The organism is Lysinibacillus sp. NPDC093197 (assembly GCF_044754025.1).
GTDB lineage: Bacteria > Bacillota > Bacilli > Bacillales_A > Planococcaceae > Lysinibacillus.
In genome coordinates this window covers 1,054,511-1,071,568 of the sequence record NZ_JBIVOH010000001.1, presented here as the reverse complement: position 1 = coordinate 1,071,568, position 17,058 = coordinate 1,054,511, and the positions used below count along the sequence as shown (strand labels likewise).

Annotated in this window: 18 protein-coding genes; 16 read left to right on the top strand and 2 right to left on the bottom strand. The window is 38.3% G+C overall.

The window, feature by feature from the left end:
* The 12 genes from ACIP9G_RS05450 to ACIP9G_RS05395 all read left to right on the top strand — a co-directional run bounded on the left by ACIP9G_RS05450 (window position 1) and on the right by ACIP9G_RS05395 (window position 10,711).
* Window positions 1-723 carry a sugar isomerase domain-containing protein gene (locus ACIP9G_RS05450; protein ID WP_340823471.1) on the top strand — a complete coding sequence of 241 codons (723 nt, stop codon included), beginning with the start codon at window positions 1-3 and terminating at the stop codon, window positions 721-723.
* Window positions 724-740: 17 nt separating this feature from the next.
* Window positions 741-1,010, top strand: coding sequence for an HPr family phosphocarrier protein (locus tag ACIP9G_RS05445; protein WP_340823472.1), 270 nt, complete (start codon window positions 741-743; stop codon window positions 1,008-1,010).
* A complete protein-coding gene (gene ptsP / locus ACIP9G_RS05440) occupies window positions 1,004-2,716 on the top strand; it encodes a phosphoenolpyruvate--protein phosphotransferase (protein WP_401018007.1) in 1,713 nt (570 codons plus the stop codon). The genes ACIP9G_RS05445 and ptsP overlap by 7 nt, the downstream gene beginning before the upstream one ends.
* Before the next feature lie 39 nt (window positions 2,717-2,755).
* Window positions 2,756-3,931, top strand: coding sequence for a GNAT family N-acetyltransferase (locus ACIP9G_RS05435; RefSeq protein ID WP_401018004.1), 1,176 nt, complete (start codon window positions 2,756-2,758; stop codon window positions 3,929-3,931).
* A 262-nt stretch (window positions 3,932-4,193) separates the two neighbouring features.
* Entirely contained in the window at window positions 4,194-4,505 is a 312-nt protein-coding gene (locus tag ACIP9G_RS05430) for a PTS sugar transporter subunit IIB (protein WP_340823478.1), read from the top strand.
* A 12-nt stretch (window positions 4,506-4,517) separates the two neighbouring features.
* Window positions 4,518-4,838 (top strand): PTS sugar transporter subunit IIA, encoded by a 321-nt coding sequence (locus tag ACIP9G_RS05425; protein ID WP_340823480.1) that lies wholly within the window; start codon window positions 4,518-4,520, stop codon window positions 4,836-4,838.
* Window positions 4,839-4,874: 36 nt separating this feature from the next.
* Window positions 4,875-6,206 (top strand): PTS sugar transporter subunit IIC, encoded by a 1,332-nt coding sequence (locus tag ACIP9G_RS05420; RefSeq protein WP_401018000.1) that lies wholly within the window; start codon window positions 4,875-4,877, stop codon window positions 6,204-6,206.
* A gap of 24 nt (window positions 6,207-6,230) precedes the next feature.
* Window positions 6,231-7,313 (top strand): DUF871 domain-containing protein, encoded by a 1,083-nt coding sequence (locus tag ACIP9G_RS05415; RefSeq protein WP_401017997.1) that lies wholly within the window; start codon window positions 6,231-6,233, stop codon window positions 7,311-7,313.
* Between the two features lie 74 nt (window positions 7,314-7,387).
* Complete coding sequence (locus ACIP9G_RS05410; RefSeq protein WP_401017995.1) at window positions 7,388-8,368, top strand: N-acetylglucosamine kinase; 981 nt, start codon at window positions 7,388-7,390, stop codon at window positions 8,366-8,368.
* A gap of 180 nt (window positions 8,369-8,548) precedes the next feature.
* Window positions 8,549-9,310 carry a tRNA threonylcarbamoyladenosine dehydratase gene (locus ACIP9G_RS05405; protein ID WP_401017992.1) on the top strand — a complete coding sequence of 254 codons (762 nt, stop codon included), beginning with the start codon at window positions 8,549-8,551 and terminating at the stop codon, window positions 9,308-9,310.
* A 274-nt stretch (window positions 9,311-9,584) separates the two neighbouring features.
* Complete coding sequence (locus tag ACIP9G_RS05400) at window positions 9,585-9,971, top strand: hypothetical protein (RefSeq protein WP_401017989.1); 387 nt, start codon at window positions 9,585-9,587, stop codon at window positions 9,969-9,971.
* A gap of 221 nt (window positions 9,972-10,192) precedes the next feature.
* Window positions 10,193-10,711 carry a hypothetical protein gene (locus ACIP9G_RS05395; protein ID WP_401017988.1) on the top strand — a complete coding sequence of 173 codons (519 nt, stop codon included), beginning with the start codon at window positions 10,193-10,195 and terminating at the stop codon, window positions 10,709-10,711.
* Between the two features lie 220 nt (window positions 10,712-10,931).
* Here ACIP9G_RS05395 and ACIP9G_RS05390 read toward each other — a convergent pair whose 3' ends face one another.
* Complete coding sequence (locus tag ACIP9G_RS05390; RefSeq protein WP_401017985.1) at window positions 10,932-12,215, bottom strand: replication-associated recombination protein A; 1,284 nt, start codon at window positions 12,213-12,215, stop codon at window positions 10,932-10,934.
* Window positions 12,216-12,350: 135 nt separating this feature from the next.
* Between ACIP9G_RS05390 and cymR the strand changes: the two genes are divergently transcribed.
* The 4 genes from cymR (at window position 12,351) to ACIP9G_RS05370 (ending at window position 16,048) form a co-directional block, all read left to right on the top strand.
* Window positions 12,351-12,770, top strand: a complete 420-nt coding sequence (gene cymR, locus ACIP9G_RS05385; RefSeq protein WP_340823491.1) for a cysteine metabolism transcriptional regulator CymR — start codon at window positions 12,351-12,353, stop codon at window positions 12,768-12,770.
* A 102-nt stretch (window positions 12,771-12,872) separates the two neighbouring features.
* Window positions 12,873-14,018, top strand: coding sequence for a cysteine desulfurase family protein (locus tag ACIP9G_RS05380; RefSeq protein WP_401017982.1), 1,146 nt, complete (start codon window positions 12,873-12,875; stop codon window positions 14,016-14,018).
* A gap of 106 nt (window positions 14,019-14,124) precedes the next feature.
* The gene (mnmA, locus tag ACIP9G_RS05375) at window positions 14,125-15,249 is read left to right on the top strand and encodes a tRNA 2-thiouridine(34) synthase MnmA (RefSeq protein WP_340823493.1); all 1,125 of its coding nucleotides are present in this window, start codon (window positions 14,125-14,127) and stop codon (window positions 15,247-15,249) included.
* Window positions 15,250-15,388: 139 nt separating this feature from the next.
* Entirely contained in the window at window positions 15,389-16,048 is a 660-nt protein-coding gene (locus ACIP9G_RS05370; protein WP_401017978.1) for a tetratricopeptide repeat protein, read from the top strand.
* Window positions 16,049-16,274: 226 nt separating this feature from the next.
* Here the strand turns inward: ACIP9G_RS05370 and ACIP9G_RS05365 are convergent, their stop codons facing one another.
* A complete protein-coding gene (locus tag ACIP9G_RS05365; protein WP_340823496.1) occupies window positions 16,275-17,009 on the bottom strand; it encodes a GTP pyrophosphokinase in 735 nt (244 codons plus the stop codon).
* Window positions 17,010-17,058 lie beyond the last annotated feature (49 nt).

The following is a 17,058-nucleotide window of genomic DNA, read 5'->3' as shown; positions in this document are numbered from 1 at the left end:
ATGATGCGTGCTTATTTTCATGAACTACAAAGGCTATTAGATCTTGTGCTAGAGCAGGAAAATACGCTATTAGCAGAAGCTGCACAAATGATTGTTTCACGTCTTCAAAGTGGTGGAATTGTCCAATTGTTTGGTTGTGGACATTCACATCTTTTAGCACAAGATGCATTTTATCGTGCGGGAGGACTTGTGCCTGTACGTCCAATTACGGTCGAGCCATTAACTTTATATGCAGGAGCTTTAACATCTTCAAAAAATGAAAAGGACCCAACGATTATCGTACGACATAAAGATGAATTTCAATTTCAGGAAAATGATGTTTGCATCGTCATTTCCACATCTGGTCGAAATAATGCCCCAATAGATGCGGCATTACTAGCAAAACAGTCGGGTATCCTTGTTATGTCTATGCAATCACTTGAGTATTGTGAACAACCAACACGTCATATTAGTGGAAAACGTTTAGAGGATGTTGTGGATGTTGTTATCAACACACATATTCCTGTAGGGGATGGTCTATTGCACCATCAACAGATGCAATACGCACCTGCGTCGACGGTGATTGGTTCTGCAATTCTTCAAGCGCTATTCAGTCACGTTATTGAGTCATTGGCTGATTGTCAGGAAGTATTGCCTGTTTTTGAAAGTAACAATGTTGAATCGAATAAGCATCATAACGAATTGATGATTGCAAACTATCAATCTCGCATTAATTTTGAGTGAAATTTGGAGGGGTATCGATGAAAAAAACATTTAAAATCACAACACCAGAAGGTTTACATGCTCGGCCAACAGCGTTATTAGTAAGTGCTGTCACACCATTTGAGAGTGAGGTTCAGTTAACTTACAATGATAAGTCTGTCAATTTAAAGTCCATCATGGGGGTTATGGCGCAAGGCATCGTGACGGGAAGTACGATTACGGTTTCTGCACAAGGAGCAGATGCAAAACAGCTAATGCAAACAGTTACAGAAGTGATTGTTACTAAAGGAATTGGTGAAGAATGTTAGAAATACAGGGTATTGCCGTTTCTGAAGGCATTGCCTTTGCTAATGCTTTTTGTTTAGTAGAACCAGATTTATCATTTGAGAAATTAACGATAACAGATATACAGGCAGAATTGGAACGTTTTAAAGTAGCACTCGCGCAATCGAAGAGGGAATTACAAGAAATTTTAACACTCGCTCAGAATAAATTTGGCGAGGACAAGGCGGCTATATTTGCTGCGCATTTATTATTGCTAGAAGACCCTGAAATGTTAGCAGCCATTGAAGAGAAAATTAAAACAGGCAGTAATGCTGAGTATGCCTTACATGAAGTTACCAAGATGTTTATTGGACTGTTTGAAGGAATGGACAATGTTTATATGCAAGAGCGAGCAGCTGATATTCGTGATGTATCAAAGCGTTTATTAGCCCATTTATTAAATGTTGAACTACTAGATATGAGCCGTTTATCAACAGATGTCATCATAGTAGCAGAAGATTTAACACCATCAATGACGGCACAGCTAGATACTAATTATGTCAAAGGATTTATAACAGATATTGGTGGGAAAACTTCTCATTCTGCTATTCTCGCACGCTCACTAGATATACCAGCAATCGTTGGAACAAAAACGGCTACTAAGACAATTAAACATGGCACACCAATTATTATGGATGGCTCAAATGGCAATATTATTATCAATGCTACACCAGAAGTGTCAGCATTTTATGAGCAACAGCAACAGATGCTCAAGCAGCAGCGACACGAGCTCCTTCAATATCGAGCAATGTCGAGCGTAAGTGCGGACGGACATAGTATTGAGCTTGCGGGCAATATCGGCAAGCCAGAAGATGTGGAAAAGGTAATAGATGCAGCTGGAGATGGTATTGGCTTATTTCGAACGGAGTTTTTGTATATGGGACGGCAGGAGCTCCCAAGTGAAGATGAACAGTTTCATGCGTATCGCACAGTCCTTGAAAAAATGCAGGGAAAGCCAACGATTGTTCGGACATTGGATATTGGTGGTGATAAGCATCTCCCTTATTTAAAGCTACCAGCTGAAATGAATCCATTTTTAGGCTATAGAGCGATTCGTATTTGCCTAGACCAACAAGCAATGTTCCGTACACAGCTACGTGCATTACTAAGAGCAAGTGCTTATGGCAACTTGAAAATAATGTTTCCAATGATTGCAACGTTAGATGAATGGAGAATGGCAAAGCAATTGTTGAATGAGGAAAAAGCACATTTGCAAGCACAAGGGGTTGCAATAGCTGAAGCAATTGAACTCGGAATAATGGTAGAAATTCCGGCAGCTGCGATGATTGCTGATTTATTTGCAAAAGAAGTAGACTTTTTCTCAATCGGTACAAATGATTTAATTCAATATACTTTGGCAACAGATCGTATGAATGAAAATGTCTCTTATCTATATCAACCATATCACCCAGCAGTACTGAGACTTATAAAAAATGTTATTGATGCAGCACATAAGCAGGAGAAATGGGTAGGTATGTGCGGTGAAATGGCAGCAGATGAAATAGCAATACCTATTTTACTTGCTTTAGGCTTAGATGAGTTTTCCATGAATGCGTCTTCCATTCTCAAAACGAGGGCACATATTGCAAAGCTTTCAAAGGAGCGGTTAGTTCACCATATTGAGCACCTTTTAATGCTATCAACTGCATCTGATGTTGAAGCATACGTAAAAAAACATCTAGGTATTTAAGTTCTTATTTTAGAATATTCTGAAAATAAGGAGGGCGTCATGGACATACAATACGTTCCGGCAAAAGATTATCAACAAATTCATCGATTACGAGATTATTGCTTTCCAAATAAATATAGCGGTGCGCGGCGCGATGATTTTCATTATTGGATTGAGCATAGTGCAACTTTAGGTGCTTATGATGGCGATAAGGTTGTTGGGCAGCTATTAATACTACCGCTTAATATGACGATACATGGTGAAAACTATGAAATGGGTGGTATTGGATTTGTGGCAACATATCCTGAGTACCGTCAGCAAGGAATTATAAAAAAGCTAATGACTGCTTCTCTAGAGGAAATGCGACAACATGGGCAAACCATCTCGGTACTTGCACCCTTTTCCGTTTCTTTTTACCGTTATTTTGGTTGGGAATTATTTTTTGACAAACTACATTATGCTATTCCTAACTCACAGTTTCCTCATTTCGGCAAACAGTTAGATGTTGTAAAACGTATGAGCTTTGAATGGCCGGATAGTACGTTGTTCGAAGCAATTCAACAATTTCATAATGCACAGGCAAGTGTTACAAATGGTGGGATGCTACGTGACGCAGCATGGTGGAAACGCATTGTAAGAAGATCACCTGAAAGCCATTTTGCTGCGTGTTTTCTGGAACAAAAAATAGTAGGGTATATCCGCTATACGATTCAAGATGGCATCTTTACAATTCATGACTTTATTGTGGAGGATCATTTAGCAGAACAAGCACTATGGCGCTTTATAACATCACATGCAGCAAGTGTACACACGATCGAAGGAATTACGGCAAATGATAGCCATTTTGGTTTTAATTTTGAAAATCCACAATTTCCAAAAAAGATTATACAAGATGTCATGGTCAGAATCGTGGATGCTTTTGCCTTTATGCAACGCTATCCATGGGGAGATTTACAGCAAACTTTGTACGTTCGTCTAGAGGATCACTTTTGTCCGTGGAATGAACATATTTACATGATAAATAAAGATGGTGAGATCTCGATAATTGAGGAAAATTCCATGTGTGAAAAGCATATGCTTACATTACCAATCAACTTATTTTCTGCGATGATGGTCGGTTATCTTAGTGTGAAAGATGCAGTGACTTTTGCGAATAAAGAGCTAGGTGACGAAGAAATACACCATTGGCAACAGGCAATTCCAGCGAAGCGACCTGCATTTTATGAATATTTTTAACTTTCTGCAGCAGATGATAAAAAACGAAAAAATTTTTTGAATATTTTTCTGGACTATACCAGTTAGTTAAAGCCATTATTTAGCAAGTATCGAAGCAATAGCCCAATTATTTATTAGCTTTGAAAAGGTATAAAATGACTAAAAAAGTATATTGTGGTATATACCAATTGGTGCTATTCTCAATATAAGAAAGCGATTTCATTGGAGTCGTCAATTCGTTAAAAGGTTCTAAATTTAAAAAAACAAAAAGGGAGTGCTGACAATGAAAAATATTATGTTAGTTTGTGTTGCAGGGATGAGTACGAGTTTACTAGTTTCGAAGATGCAGAAGGCTGCACAGGAACAAAATATTGAAGCTGATATTTTTGCTATAGCTGAAAGTGAGGTAGATAAAGTTTTAGCAAATAAGAAGGCGGATGTACTGTTACTTGGACCGCAAGTTCGTTACTTAAAATCAACATTCGAAGTAAAATTCAAAGATTTAAATTTGCCAATTGATGTAATCAATATGGCTGATTACGGCATGATGAACGGTGGAAATGTCTTACAACAGGCATTGAAGCTAATTGGATGAGGAGGCAAGCCAATGGATGAAACAGCAATGATGCAGTCCATTATGGGCTTAATCGTCCATAGTGGTAATACGAAAAGTGAATGTATGGAAGCACTTCAGTTAGCAAAAAAGGGGCAAATTAACGAAGCAAAGGAAAAAATAAAGCAGGCAAATGAAGCGCTAGTTGAGGCTCATCATTCACAAACAGCATTGTTAACGCAGGAAGCAAGGGGAGAAAAAGTCGAAGTATCGATGCTATTAATTCATGCACAGGATCACTTAATGAATGCAATAACGTTTCGTGATTTAGCGCAAGAAATGATCGAACTATATGAACAAATCAAAGGGGAGTAACATCAGTTTTTGATGTCACAATAAAAAGCAAAGGGAGTGTGTGGAATGTTCCGATTTTTAGAAGAAAAATTTGTGCCGGTAGCTGCTAGAGTTGGGAGTCAGCGTCATTTAGTTGCCATTCGCGACGGTTTTATTACGATTATGCCATTGACAATTGTAGGCTCGTTAGCTGTATTAATTAATAACTTACCAATTGACTTTTACCAAAATGCACTGGACTCCATTTGGAAGCATGAAACATGGACGCAATGGGGCGGAAATATGTGGGGTGCGACATTTGGTATTCTGTCGCTGTTACTCGCGTTCGCAATTGCTTATAACTTAGCAAAAAGTTATAACAAAGACGGTCTTTCAGCTGGGGTTATTAGTCTTTCGAGTTATTTGACATTTGGTACGTTTGGTGAAGGCGGTTTATCAGGTTTAACAACTGGAACAGGCGGGATATTTATCGCCATTATCGTGTCCTTGTTGTCTACTGAATTATTTTGTAGGTTATCAGGTAATAGTAAGCTACTAATTAAAATGCCTGATGGGGTACCGCCAGCAGTTTCGAAATCATTTGCAGCATTGCTGCCAGCTATTATTACAATTGGTGTTTTTGCATTAGTTCGTACAATTATTTCTGCAGGTTTTGATATTCCAGATATTGTTGGTTCATTCTATTCAACGATTCAGGAGCCGTTTATGGGCTTAACAAATACGTGGGTTGCTGCCATAATTTTAGCCTTTATTCCAGCATTCTTATGGACGCTAGGTGTTCATGGTGCTAACATTATCGAGCCATTTATGCAAACGATTAATTTACCCGCGATTGATGCAAACGTTGCAGCAATTTCTGCTGGCAAAGTTGCACCTTATATCGTGAATAAGCCATTCTTTGATGCATTCGTCAATATGGGTGGATCGGGTACGACAATTGCACTTATTATCGCGATTTTCATTATTGCACGGAAAAACAAGCAATATAATACCGTTGGAAAATTATCCGCGGCACCAGGGCTATTTAATATTAATGAGCCATTACTATTTGGTCTACCAATCGTTTTAAATCCAATTTTATTTATACCATTTATTTTAACGCCAATGGTAAACGTAACAATTGCTTTCTTTGTTACAAAATGGGGTTGGGTTCCTGCGGCAACTGTTGCAGCCCCATGGACTACACCGCCTGTAATTAACGGATTTTTAGTGACACAATCTTGGACTGGAGCAGTTTTAAGTCTTGCGTTAATTGTGATATCAGTTTGTATCTATCTTCCATTCTTAGCGATGGCAAACCGAATTGCTAAACAAGACCAAAAAAAGGCAGAGCAAGCACAAGAACAACAAGCTGAAATTACAGCTGAGAATCCAAAAGTAGAAGTGTAATAGCTTAGCATTGGAGGTATTGTCATGAGAAGATTAGGAATTTCACTCTATCCACAGCACAGCACGCTAGAAGAAATGAAACAATATGTTCAGCTAGCACACGATAATGGTTTTGATCGTATTTTTACATGTCTTCTATCTTTAAACAATGAACATGAAAAGCTTAAATTGCAGCAAATCAATTATTTTGCAAAACAGCTAGGCTTTGATATTTCTGCTGATATTGCACCGGCTGTTTTTGAAGATTTAGGCTTAACGTATAAAAATATTGATTATTTTAAAGAACACTACCATCTGGCGGCATTGCGTTTAGATATGGGATTTTCAGGTCAAGAGGAAGCGTTAATGTCTTTCGATGATAGTCAGTTGAAAATTGAGCTAAATATTAGTAATGGAACGAAATATGTGGATAATATATTATCCTACCAACCGAACCGTGACAATATTATAGGCTGTCATAATTTTTATCCAAGACGATTTACGGGTCTTTCAAGACAGCATTTTCTTGCAACATCGAAAAATTTTAAAGCCAACCATATACGGACAGCTGCGATGATTTCATCGCAGCATGCACTGTACGGTCCTTGGGAAAAAACCGAGCATGGCCTACCAACACTAGAAGAGCATCGCGATTTACCGATTACTGTGCAAGCGAAAGATTTATGGCATACAGGCTTAATCGATGATTGTATTATTGGCAATATGTATGCCTCAGAGGAAGAACTAAAAGCATTAGGACAATTAAATCGGCATAAGTTGGAGCTGAAAGTTGTACCATCCTCTGAAACAACGGTGTTAGAAGAAGCAGTCTTATTCAAAGAGCCTCATTTTAATCGAGGTGATGTATCGGATTACGTTATTCGTAGTACACAATCGAGAGTGAAATATAAAAATGGTGATTTCCCAGTTCACGATGCGCATGCATTGCAACTAGGGGATGTCACGATTGATAATAATTTAGATGTTCGCTATAAAGGTGAACTACAAATAGTTTTAAAGGAAATGCCGAATGCTGGCTCTACAAATGTAGTTGCCAAGGTAGTGGAGGATGAACGCTTTTTAATAGCGCAAATTCAACCATGGGCGTCATTCGGATTTACAAAATAATTGAACTTAAAAGGAGGATTAAGCCGACAATTGTATGTGCTTAATCCTTTTTCATATAGAAAGGAGCAAATAGGATGTATGTGCTAGCGATAGATGGAGGGGGTACAAAAACTTGTGCTGTTATTTGTGATGAATATGGCACTATTTATGGCAAGGTGATGACGTCACGTAGTAACCCAACTGCAATGGATGCACATGATTTTGAGGCAACAATTCACGGATTGTTACAGAAAATGCAGGAGCAAACGCCACAAATATTGACAGCAATACATAGTTGCTTTGCTGGTATGGCAGGGGTGAAGGAACGGCAAGCTGAAGGCATAGTAGAAAGTATTATTCGTCAATATGTTGATCAGACGACGACCGTTGTAATAGAGAATGATGCTTTAATTGCGCTATATGCTGGTACGATGGGACAAGAAGGAATTGTCCAAATTGCTGGTACGGGTGCGATTACGATGGGGTTCAACCATCAGCATATGGTTAATCGTGTTGGTGGCTGGGGGTACTTATTTGATGATGAAGGTAGTGGTTATGATTTAGGTATTCATGTGCTAAAGGCTGTTTTTCAAAGCTATGATCAGCGTGCACAGCCAACCGTTTTAACAGATATAGTACTACAACATTTCTCAGTTGATTGTGTTCCGCAATTAATTGAACTTATTTATGGAGTGGAGCACCCAAGAACTGTAATTGCACCAATTGGCAAATATGTTTTTCAAGTTGCAGAAAAAGGAGACCGTATAGCCAAACACATTGTGCAAGACGCTTGTGTCAAATACTATACGGCGATAAAAACATGTTATGCCAGCATGTCATGGGGGAGAGAAAATGTACCCGTAGTATTAGCAGGCGGTGTATTTTCAAATAATCCTACTATTGTTTCGCACCTTGAACAATTAGCATTAGCAGACCAGTTGCCAATGCAATTTATTTTACCTGATTTAGAGCCGATTGGTGGGGCGGTTGTCGGAGCCTTTAAACAAGCGCACGTTCAACTAGATGTGTCATTTATTGAAGCGTTTCAAACAAATTTTGAGAAATGGGAAAAATGAAAATGTCTAAATAGGCTAAAACAACCCTCTATGCGAAATTTTTTAGTACAACAACTGTGCGAGTTCTTTTTGAGAATTTCCACTTGAACAATATCATGATAGAATGTAATATAGGTTTGATTTTATCTTAGTATATAACTAGGTTTACTAATAAAAATTGGATAGATGGAGAGTGTAAGGATGTTACATCAATTTTCTCGTAACGAGCTCGCGATAGGTACTGAGGGACTCGAAAAATTAAAAAATACAACAGTAGCCATTCTAGGTGTAGGTGGCGTCGGCTCATTTGCTGCAGAGGCATGTGCTCGTAGTGGGATTGGTCGCATTATTTTAGTTGATAAGGATAATGTAGATATTACGAACGTTAACCGTCAATTAGTAGCGTATCTTTCAACAGTAGGAAAATCCAAATCTGGCGTTATGAAAGAGCGTATTGCTGATATTAATCCAGAATGTGAAGTAATTGATATGCATATGTTTTATACGGAAGAAACATATGAGGAATTTTTTGCACAAGGAATCGACTATGTTATTGACGCGAGCGATACTGTGATCTATAAAATTCACATTATGAAAGAATGCTTAAAACGTAACATCCCAATTATTTCAAGTATGGGTGCTGCCAATAAAATGGACCCAACCCGCTTCAAAATCGCGGATATTTCGAAAACGCATACAGATCCATTAGCGAAAGTTATTCGTACAAAATTACGAAAAGATGGTATTCATAAAGGGATAACAGTTGTATTCTCTGATGAAAGTCCGATTGTCGTACGTCCAGATGTCGTAGAGCATGTGGGTAAACCAGATGCCGCTATCCGTAAGGCGAAAATGCCACCATCTTCTAACGCATTTGTCCCTTCTGTTGCAGGTTTAATAGCAGCAAGTTGGGTAGTCAATAAAATTGTAGAAGATGTGAAAATTACTCGCGTACAAGGTTAAGCCATTTGTCTTGGATTTAGCAGTAACTAGCACATTGAAAATGTTCTTATGTTAATTAAAAGAAGAATCTGCAAAGTTTTCCTTGAGGAAGTTGTGAGTTTGTGCCTGCACATGCTTACTTTCTCTTAGATGACTTGTAGATTCTTTTCTTTTATGACAAGAAAATCAGTAGGAGAAATGACTAAAAATGCTCCCTTATGTTACTTACGCAACAGACGTTCACTTTTTCTATGTTACAATAGGGCTGTTATAAAAGAGGGGGCATTCATTAATAATGGAGCAAATTTATCAAATGGAATATAGAGGATTGAATCTATTCGATGAAATTAGCACAGTGGAATTAGCGATTGATGAGGAGAGAAAGACGATACATATTTTTGATGTTGGACAGGTTGTGACACCTGTTTTTAATTTTGATGTATCTGCTTATGAATTATCAGATGGCTTTTACAAAATGGCGGATATACTTCGGCATAAACGAATTTTAACTGAACAGCAACCAGCGACAGAGCTGACGTTAAGCCAATGGCTAATTACGAATAATGCGTATTTTTATAGTCCAAAACAAAGAATTAAAAAATATGCAAACGGTAGCATCGTCGAAATAATAAATCAAGAAAAGGAACAATTTTTGTTTGATTACTATATACAAAGAGTTTAATTTTACCAAAATAATTAATTTAACGTACACAAAATGCTAATAATTCACGAAATTGCCTTATTTTTTTCATGTCCTCACTTCTTCTTTTGGTTTATTGCTATAATTTGAATAATTCCAATATATAGAGATAATAGGTCAGCTTGTTTGGAATGTTCAAATCTACTTAGGGGAAGTGGAAATGGCGTTTGCTAAAACAAATGAGAACATGGGAGAGTGGAAAAATGGAAATACAAGTAATTCGTGAACATTTAGATATCGTAAAACTTCAAGAGAAAATGAATAGTATTGTATTTGATTATTTAGATACGTCTAATAATTACACAAAAGCCACGAGAGCTTTATCGCCTTTATATACACAAGCTACAACATTTTATAAGGAATATTTAGTTGCTAGAGCTGGTGAATTACCGAAAGCCAATACATATTGGCATTTGTTTATAGATTGTAGTGCCAAGCTTTGTTATTTTTTAGCTGCATCCATTTATTATTCTTCAAATGAACTACAAAAAACACCTGAAAAAGTAGCGCGTTTATTAACGACTGCCGCCCGTTCTTTACCAAGTATTGAGCAGGAAGAGAATGAGGAGCTATTAGCTGCTATTATCGCTCTATATGGTGATGTAATAGAAAATAGTGATCAGGTAGCTGCTTTAAAAGAAGAGGTCCTTGCCCAAAAAGGTGACGTCAAGCAATGTTTACAGCAATTTAAATTGTTTGTTGAGAAGGAATCCATAAATTAATAAGTAATGAATTATTACCATTGTCGAAAAGCATAACGACAATGGTTTTTCATTTTTGTGAGGGAAATGTAGATAAAATTGTTTATGTGCCTGGCACTCCATTACGCTATCCGTCCAGCACAAGTTGTAAGAAGCAACCCCCGCTATCTCGCGGTCTGTTGCGTCTTACGTTGCGTGCGTTCTTTTAAAGGCACGGTAAATTGTTTGAGTGCCTGGCACTTTACTTGTGACGGAATGATTTAAGCTTATCGTAAATACTTGCCATCCGTTTCTCTTCACCTGCAATAACTGGTTTATAAAATTCTGTACCAACAAGCTCATCTGGTAAATATTGTTGATCTACCCATCCACCAAAAGTACCGATAGGGCTGTTATGTGGATATTGATAACCAACATGCCCTAAATCTTTGGCCCCTTCATAATGTGCATCACGTAAATGGTGTGGAATATCTCCCGTTTTACCTGCGTGGATACTTGCAATAGCAGCGTCAATAGCAGCTATTGCAGAATTTGATTTTGAAGCAAGGCACATTTCAATTACAGCACTTGCTAGCGGAATCCGTGCTTCAGGTAACCCTAAACGCTCTGCTGCCTGGACAGCGGCAAGCATGTTTGCCCCTACTTGTGGGTTGGCAAGACCAATATCCTCATAGGCCATGACGAGTAAACGGCGACTAACTGCAACCAAATCGCCTGTTTCAAGTAAATGTGCTAAATAATACAACGCCGCATTCGTATCGCTCCCACGTACCGATTTTTGTAATGCTGACAGCAAGTTATAAAAGTGTGAGCCATTTTTATCACCGTACACGCCAATTCTGCCAATAAGATGTTCTAGAATATGGTCAGAAGCTATTGTTTGTCCGTTCACTTCATCACTTGCATAATAAATCGACTCGAGCAATGTTAGTGCTTTGCGTGCATCGCCATTTGCTGCTGTTGCAATTTGTTCAATTTGTGGATCTGTCAGTGCAAAATGATACTTTCCTAGTCCTCGTTTGTCATCAGAAAGTGCCTTTTGAATAAGTTCTATTAAATTTGCTGTTGTTAATTTTTTTAACTGATGAATTTCTCCGCAACGTGAGCGAATAGCAGGGTTTACATCATGATATGGATTTTCAGTTGTCGCGCCTATTAAAATAATAGAGCCGTTTTCTACATGTGGTAGTAATGTATCCTGCTGTAATTTATTGAAACGATGTATCTCATCTAGAAACAGTATAACTTTCCCAGAAATTCTTGCTTCTTGTACAATATCTTCAACGTCTTTTTTCCCAGCACGAGTCGCATTAAGTGCGAAAAAGGGTAGTTTAGAGCTTCCTGCGATGGCATTTGCTATCGATGTTTTACCTATGCCTGGCTCTCCGTATAATAACATGGAAGGAACATGCCCATTTTGAATCATTTTGTATAGAGCAGTATCAGGACCGACGAAATCTTGTTGACCAATGATTTCATCTAGCGTTAATGGGCGCATCCGATATGCAAGTGGTTCATTATGCAAAAGAATATCCCCTTTCGTACGTTTGTTCTAATTCATAGTATATCATAACCTTCCAAGAGTATTTCCGAGTTCTTCAAGAGGAGATTATGATATACTGTTGGTAGTATTTTGACTAGACTAATTGAGGGTGATAAAATGAAAATTTCTACAAAGGGCCGTTACGGTCTCACGATTATGATTGAATTGGCAAAGCATTATGGTGAAGGGCCAATTCCATTACGCAAAATTGCTGCTGAAAAAGAGCTTTCTGAAGCGTACTTAGAGCAACTCGTATCACCATTGCGCAATTCGGGCTTGGTAAAAAGTGTTCGCGGAGCTTATGGAGGTTACATGCTTGCAAACCCACCTAGTGAGATTTCTGCAGCGAATGTAATTAGTGTATTAGAAGGTCCGATTCAGCCTGTAGAGGGTATCGAAAATGAGGAAGCGCCTCAACGTGAACTATGGTTACGAATCCGTGATGCTGTGAAAAATGTATTAGATACAACGACTATTGAAGATTTAGCACAGTATACAGAGGAAAATGCAACAGACGGCTATATGTTCTATATTTAATATTTCTAGGCTAAAGCACCTCCAAAGGTATAAACACTGTTACGTTTTTACTACTTGGGAATGAATAGTGCTTTAGTGTTTTCGTATAAAGGAGTTTTCAACATGAATTCATATATCTATCTTGATCATGCGGCAACATCCCCGATGAATGACAAGGTAATAGACGCGATGACTTTGGCGATGCGTGATGTATTTGGAAATGCATCAAGTATTCACGGAGCTGGACGAGAGGCGCGCAAACATTTAGATAATGCACGTGATGTCCTAGCACAATCAATAGGTGCAAAGCCAGGGGAAATTATTTTAACAAGTGGCGGTACGGAAGCGGATAATACGGCCATTATTGGAACTGTTACTGCGCGAGCTGCTGAAGGAAAGCACATTATTACAACTCAAATCGAACATCATGCGGTGTTACATACTTGTGAGAAGCTAGAACGAGAGGGCTTTGAAGTGACGTATTTACCAGTTGATGCGCATGGACGCATAACTGTCGAAGCGGTACAAGAGGCATTACGTGACGATACGATTCTCGTAACAATTATGTATGGCAATAATGAAGTTGGTTCAATTCAGCCAATTGCTGAAATAGGTGAGTTGTTACGTGAGCATAAAGCGTCGTTCCATACAGATGCTGTTCAAGCTTATGGTTTAGAGAAAATAGACGTGGAAGCTTTGCAAGTTGATTTATTAAGCGTGTCGGCGCATAAGATTAATGGGCCAAAAGGGATTGGCTTCCTTTATCAGAAAACTGGTACACCACTTGCTAGCTATGCGTTAGGCGGTGACCAAGAGAAAAAACGTCGTGCTGGTACTGAAAATATACCGGCTGTTATAGGCTTTGCTACTGCTGCTGAAAATGCAAGTCAGTTGCGTGAAAGTAAGCGAACACTGTACAATCGCTTTAAACAAATTATGCTTGAAGTTTTTACACATGAAAAATTAGTATTTCATGTCAATGGCGATACACAAAATGTTTTACCGCACGTATTAAATGTCAGCTTTGCTAATATGGAGGTAGAGTCATTTTTAGTGAATCTTGATATGGCTGGCATTTGTGCATCTAGTGGTTCTGCATGTACAGCTGGTACAATTGATCCTTCACATGTGTTAGTTGCTATGTACGGCAAAGGGGCAGAGGAGTTACGAAACTCTATTCGCTTTAGCTTTGGCCAAGGTCTAACAGAAGAAGCTGTCCGTCAAGCGGCAGAAAAAACAGCAGCGATTGTGAAAAAGCTGGCAAAATAATTTGTTAATTACTATCAATTTAAACCGAATTAATTAAATGCTATGTAAATTTGCAAAGCCTTATAGTTCGGTTTATATGAATTGAATAAAAGAAAAGGTGACCACAATGATCGAAACACGTGACCCATCGGAAATTCGTGTCGTCGTCGGCATGTCAGGTGGGGTAGACTCTTCAGTTGCTGCATATATGCTAAAGCAACAAGGGTATGAAGTAATTGGTATTTTTATGAAAAACTGGGATGATACAGACGAAAATGGCGTTTGTACAGCAACAGAAGATTATGAAGATGTAATTAAAGTATGTAATCAAATTGGCATTCCCTATTATGCTGTGAATTTTGAAAAGCAATATTGGGATAAAGTTTTCACATACTTTTTAGAAGAATATAAAGCGGGACGCACACCTAACCCTGATGTAATGTGCAATAAGGAAATTAAATTTAAAGCATTCCTAGAACATGCAATGGATCTTGGTGCAGATTACTTGGCAACAGGACATTATGCACGCATTGATCGCAGTGGTGATGGCGAAGTACGTATGCTTCGTGGTGTTGATGATAATAAGGACCAAACTTATTTCCTTAATCAATTATCGCAAGAACAACTAGCGCATGTAATGTTCCCAATTGGAGATATTGAGAAAAAAGAAGTGCGTAAAATTGCAGAAGAAGCAGGTCTTGCTACTGCCAAGAAAAAGGATTCGACTGGAATTTGCTTTATTGGAGAGCGTAATTTTAAAGAGTTTTTAAGTCAATACTTACCTGCTCAACCAGGCAAAATGGAAACGATGGATGGCGTAGTTATGGGGCAACATGATGGTTTAATGTATTATACATTAGGTCAACGTCATGGTCTTGGTATAGGTGGAGACGGTGAGCCTTGGTTCGTACTTGGAAAAGATTTAGCACGCAATGTGTTACTTGTCGGCCAAGGGTTCGACCACGATGCTTTATACTCAACTTCGCTGACAGCTGTGAAAATGGGCTATACTTCGACAAAAAAATTGCCCGGGAAATTTTCTTGTACTGCGAAATTCCGCTACCGTCAAACAGACACACCTGTTGAGGTAGAAATTTTAGAAGATGGTCGCGCACACATTGAGTTTGCTGAACCAGTACGTGCCATTACGCCAGGACAGGCTGTTGTTTTATATGACGGTGAAGTTTGCTTAGGTGGCGGTACAATTGATGAAGTCTTTAAAAGTAATGAAAAACTAACATATGTTGGATAACTTGCAAAAGGGCTGCAAAACATACTTATTTCAGTTGATTTCTTAGGAAATAAGGAAATACATTGAGTTACTATAGTCACAGTGTAAACGAATAAGCGATCGGATTTGCAGTCTTTTCGCTACATAGAGGTGGAAAGATTTGGATTTTAACGAGCAGGGCATACTTGCATTCCAAGAGAAGCGTTATGAGGATGCTGCACAGCTATTTACCCAAGCAATTGAAGCAGAGCCTGATAATGCAATTGGCTATGTGAATTTTGGGAATTTATTGGCTGTACTAGAAGATACAGAACGAGCAGAACGCTTTTTTCAAAAGGCAATTACTGTAGACGAAACGGCAGCTACTGCATATTATGGCTTAGCTAATTTATATTATAATGCGGACCGCTATGCAGAAGCGTTAAAACTTTATGAGCAAGCGGTACAGCATAAAATTGCAGGTGCAGATGTTTATTATATGATGGGGAAATGCTTTGAACGAATGGAAAATTCAAAGCTCGCATTGCCATATTTACAACGTGCGGCAGAGATTGCGCCTGAAGATACACAAATTCGACTTGCGTATGCTATCGTGCTATGTGCATTAGAAATGTTCGAAGAAGGTAAGAAGGAATTAGATTATTTAATCGAGCTAGATTGGAATAATGCAGATGCTCATTATAATTTAGGTGTTCTGTATGCGGTATCTACAGAACAAACAGAGGATGCTATGTATCATTTGAAGCAGGCATTTACGATTCAACCAGAATATGACCAAGCGCGTTATATTTACGATATGATTGCCCAACGATTTAACTAAAGAGGTTGGGACAAAAGTGAAAAAGTGTTAGATTGACTGTAATCAATCTAACACTTTTTTGCTGTGACCGTTGTTGTCCGCGGGCACACCGTATCCCCAACACTCGCTAACGCGCGGAATGCCCACGTCTTACGCTGCGTGCGTTCTTGCAGGAGTCGACGCCTTTCGCTACCAACAACTAATGCTCTCGCTTCTATAAGTTGTCCCTGCTTGATCTTCCGGTCAATTATTTACTATCTTTACTGTCAAATGTGAGTTGCGATAAGTATTGCGCTAAATGTGCAATCGGAGTTGATTCTAAAAGTGAAGATTCTGCTTCATTTTCCTTTAAAATATTGATTTCTTTATTGAGCCGCTCCATTTTACGATCTAATTCTGCTGCTTGTAATGCTGCATCTTTAAGTTCATTACGAATATGTTCAGGTACTTCTTTATTATATTTATAATAAATTTTATGTTCGAGACTTGCCCAAAAATCCATTGCAATCGTACGAATTTGAATTTCCGTATATACTTTTTCCATTCGATCGGACATAAAGATTGGAATTTTAATAATAAGGTGTAGGCTTTGGTAGCCATTGTCTTTTGGATAAGCAATATAATCTTTTACGTCAACAACTTCAATATCATTTTGTGCTTGAAGCATCGCACTTACTTTGTAAATATCTTCTACAAAAGAGCATGTAATACGGACGCCTGCTATATCACGAATATGTTCGCGAATACTATCAATGGCGGGTGTTAGCTCTTTTTTTGACATCTTCAATAATATACTTTTCGGTGATTTCACTCGGGTTGAGACATGTTCAATTGGATTATATTCATGAATAAGCTTAAATTCTTCTTGTAAAATATTGATTTTCGTTTCAACTTCATTTAATGCAAATTTATATGCTAGGAAAAAGCGGGTAAGCTCTGTTTGGAAAGTTTTTAAAGTTGTGGCTTCGAGTTCGTTTTTCATAATAAAATAAATCCTTTCTTCTGAAAAAAATCGTTCTATCCATGATAGG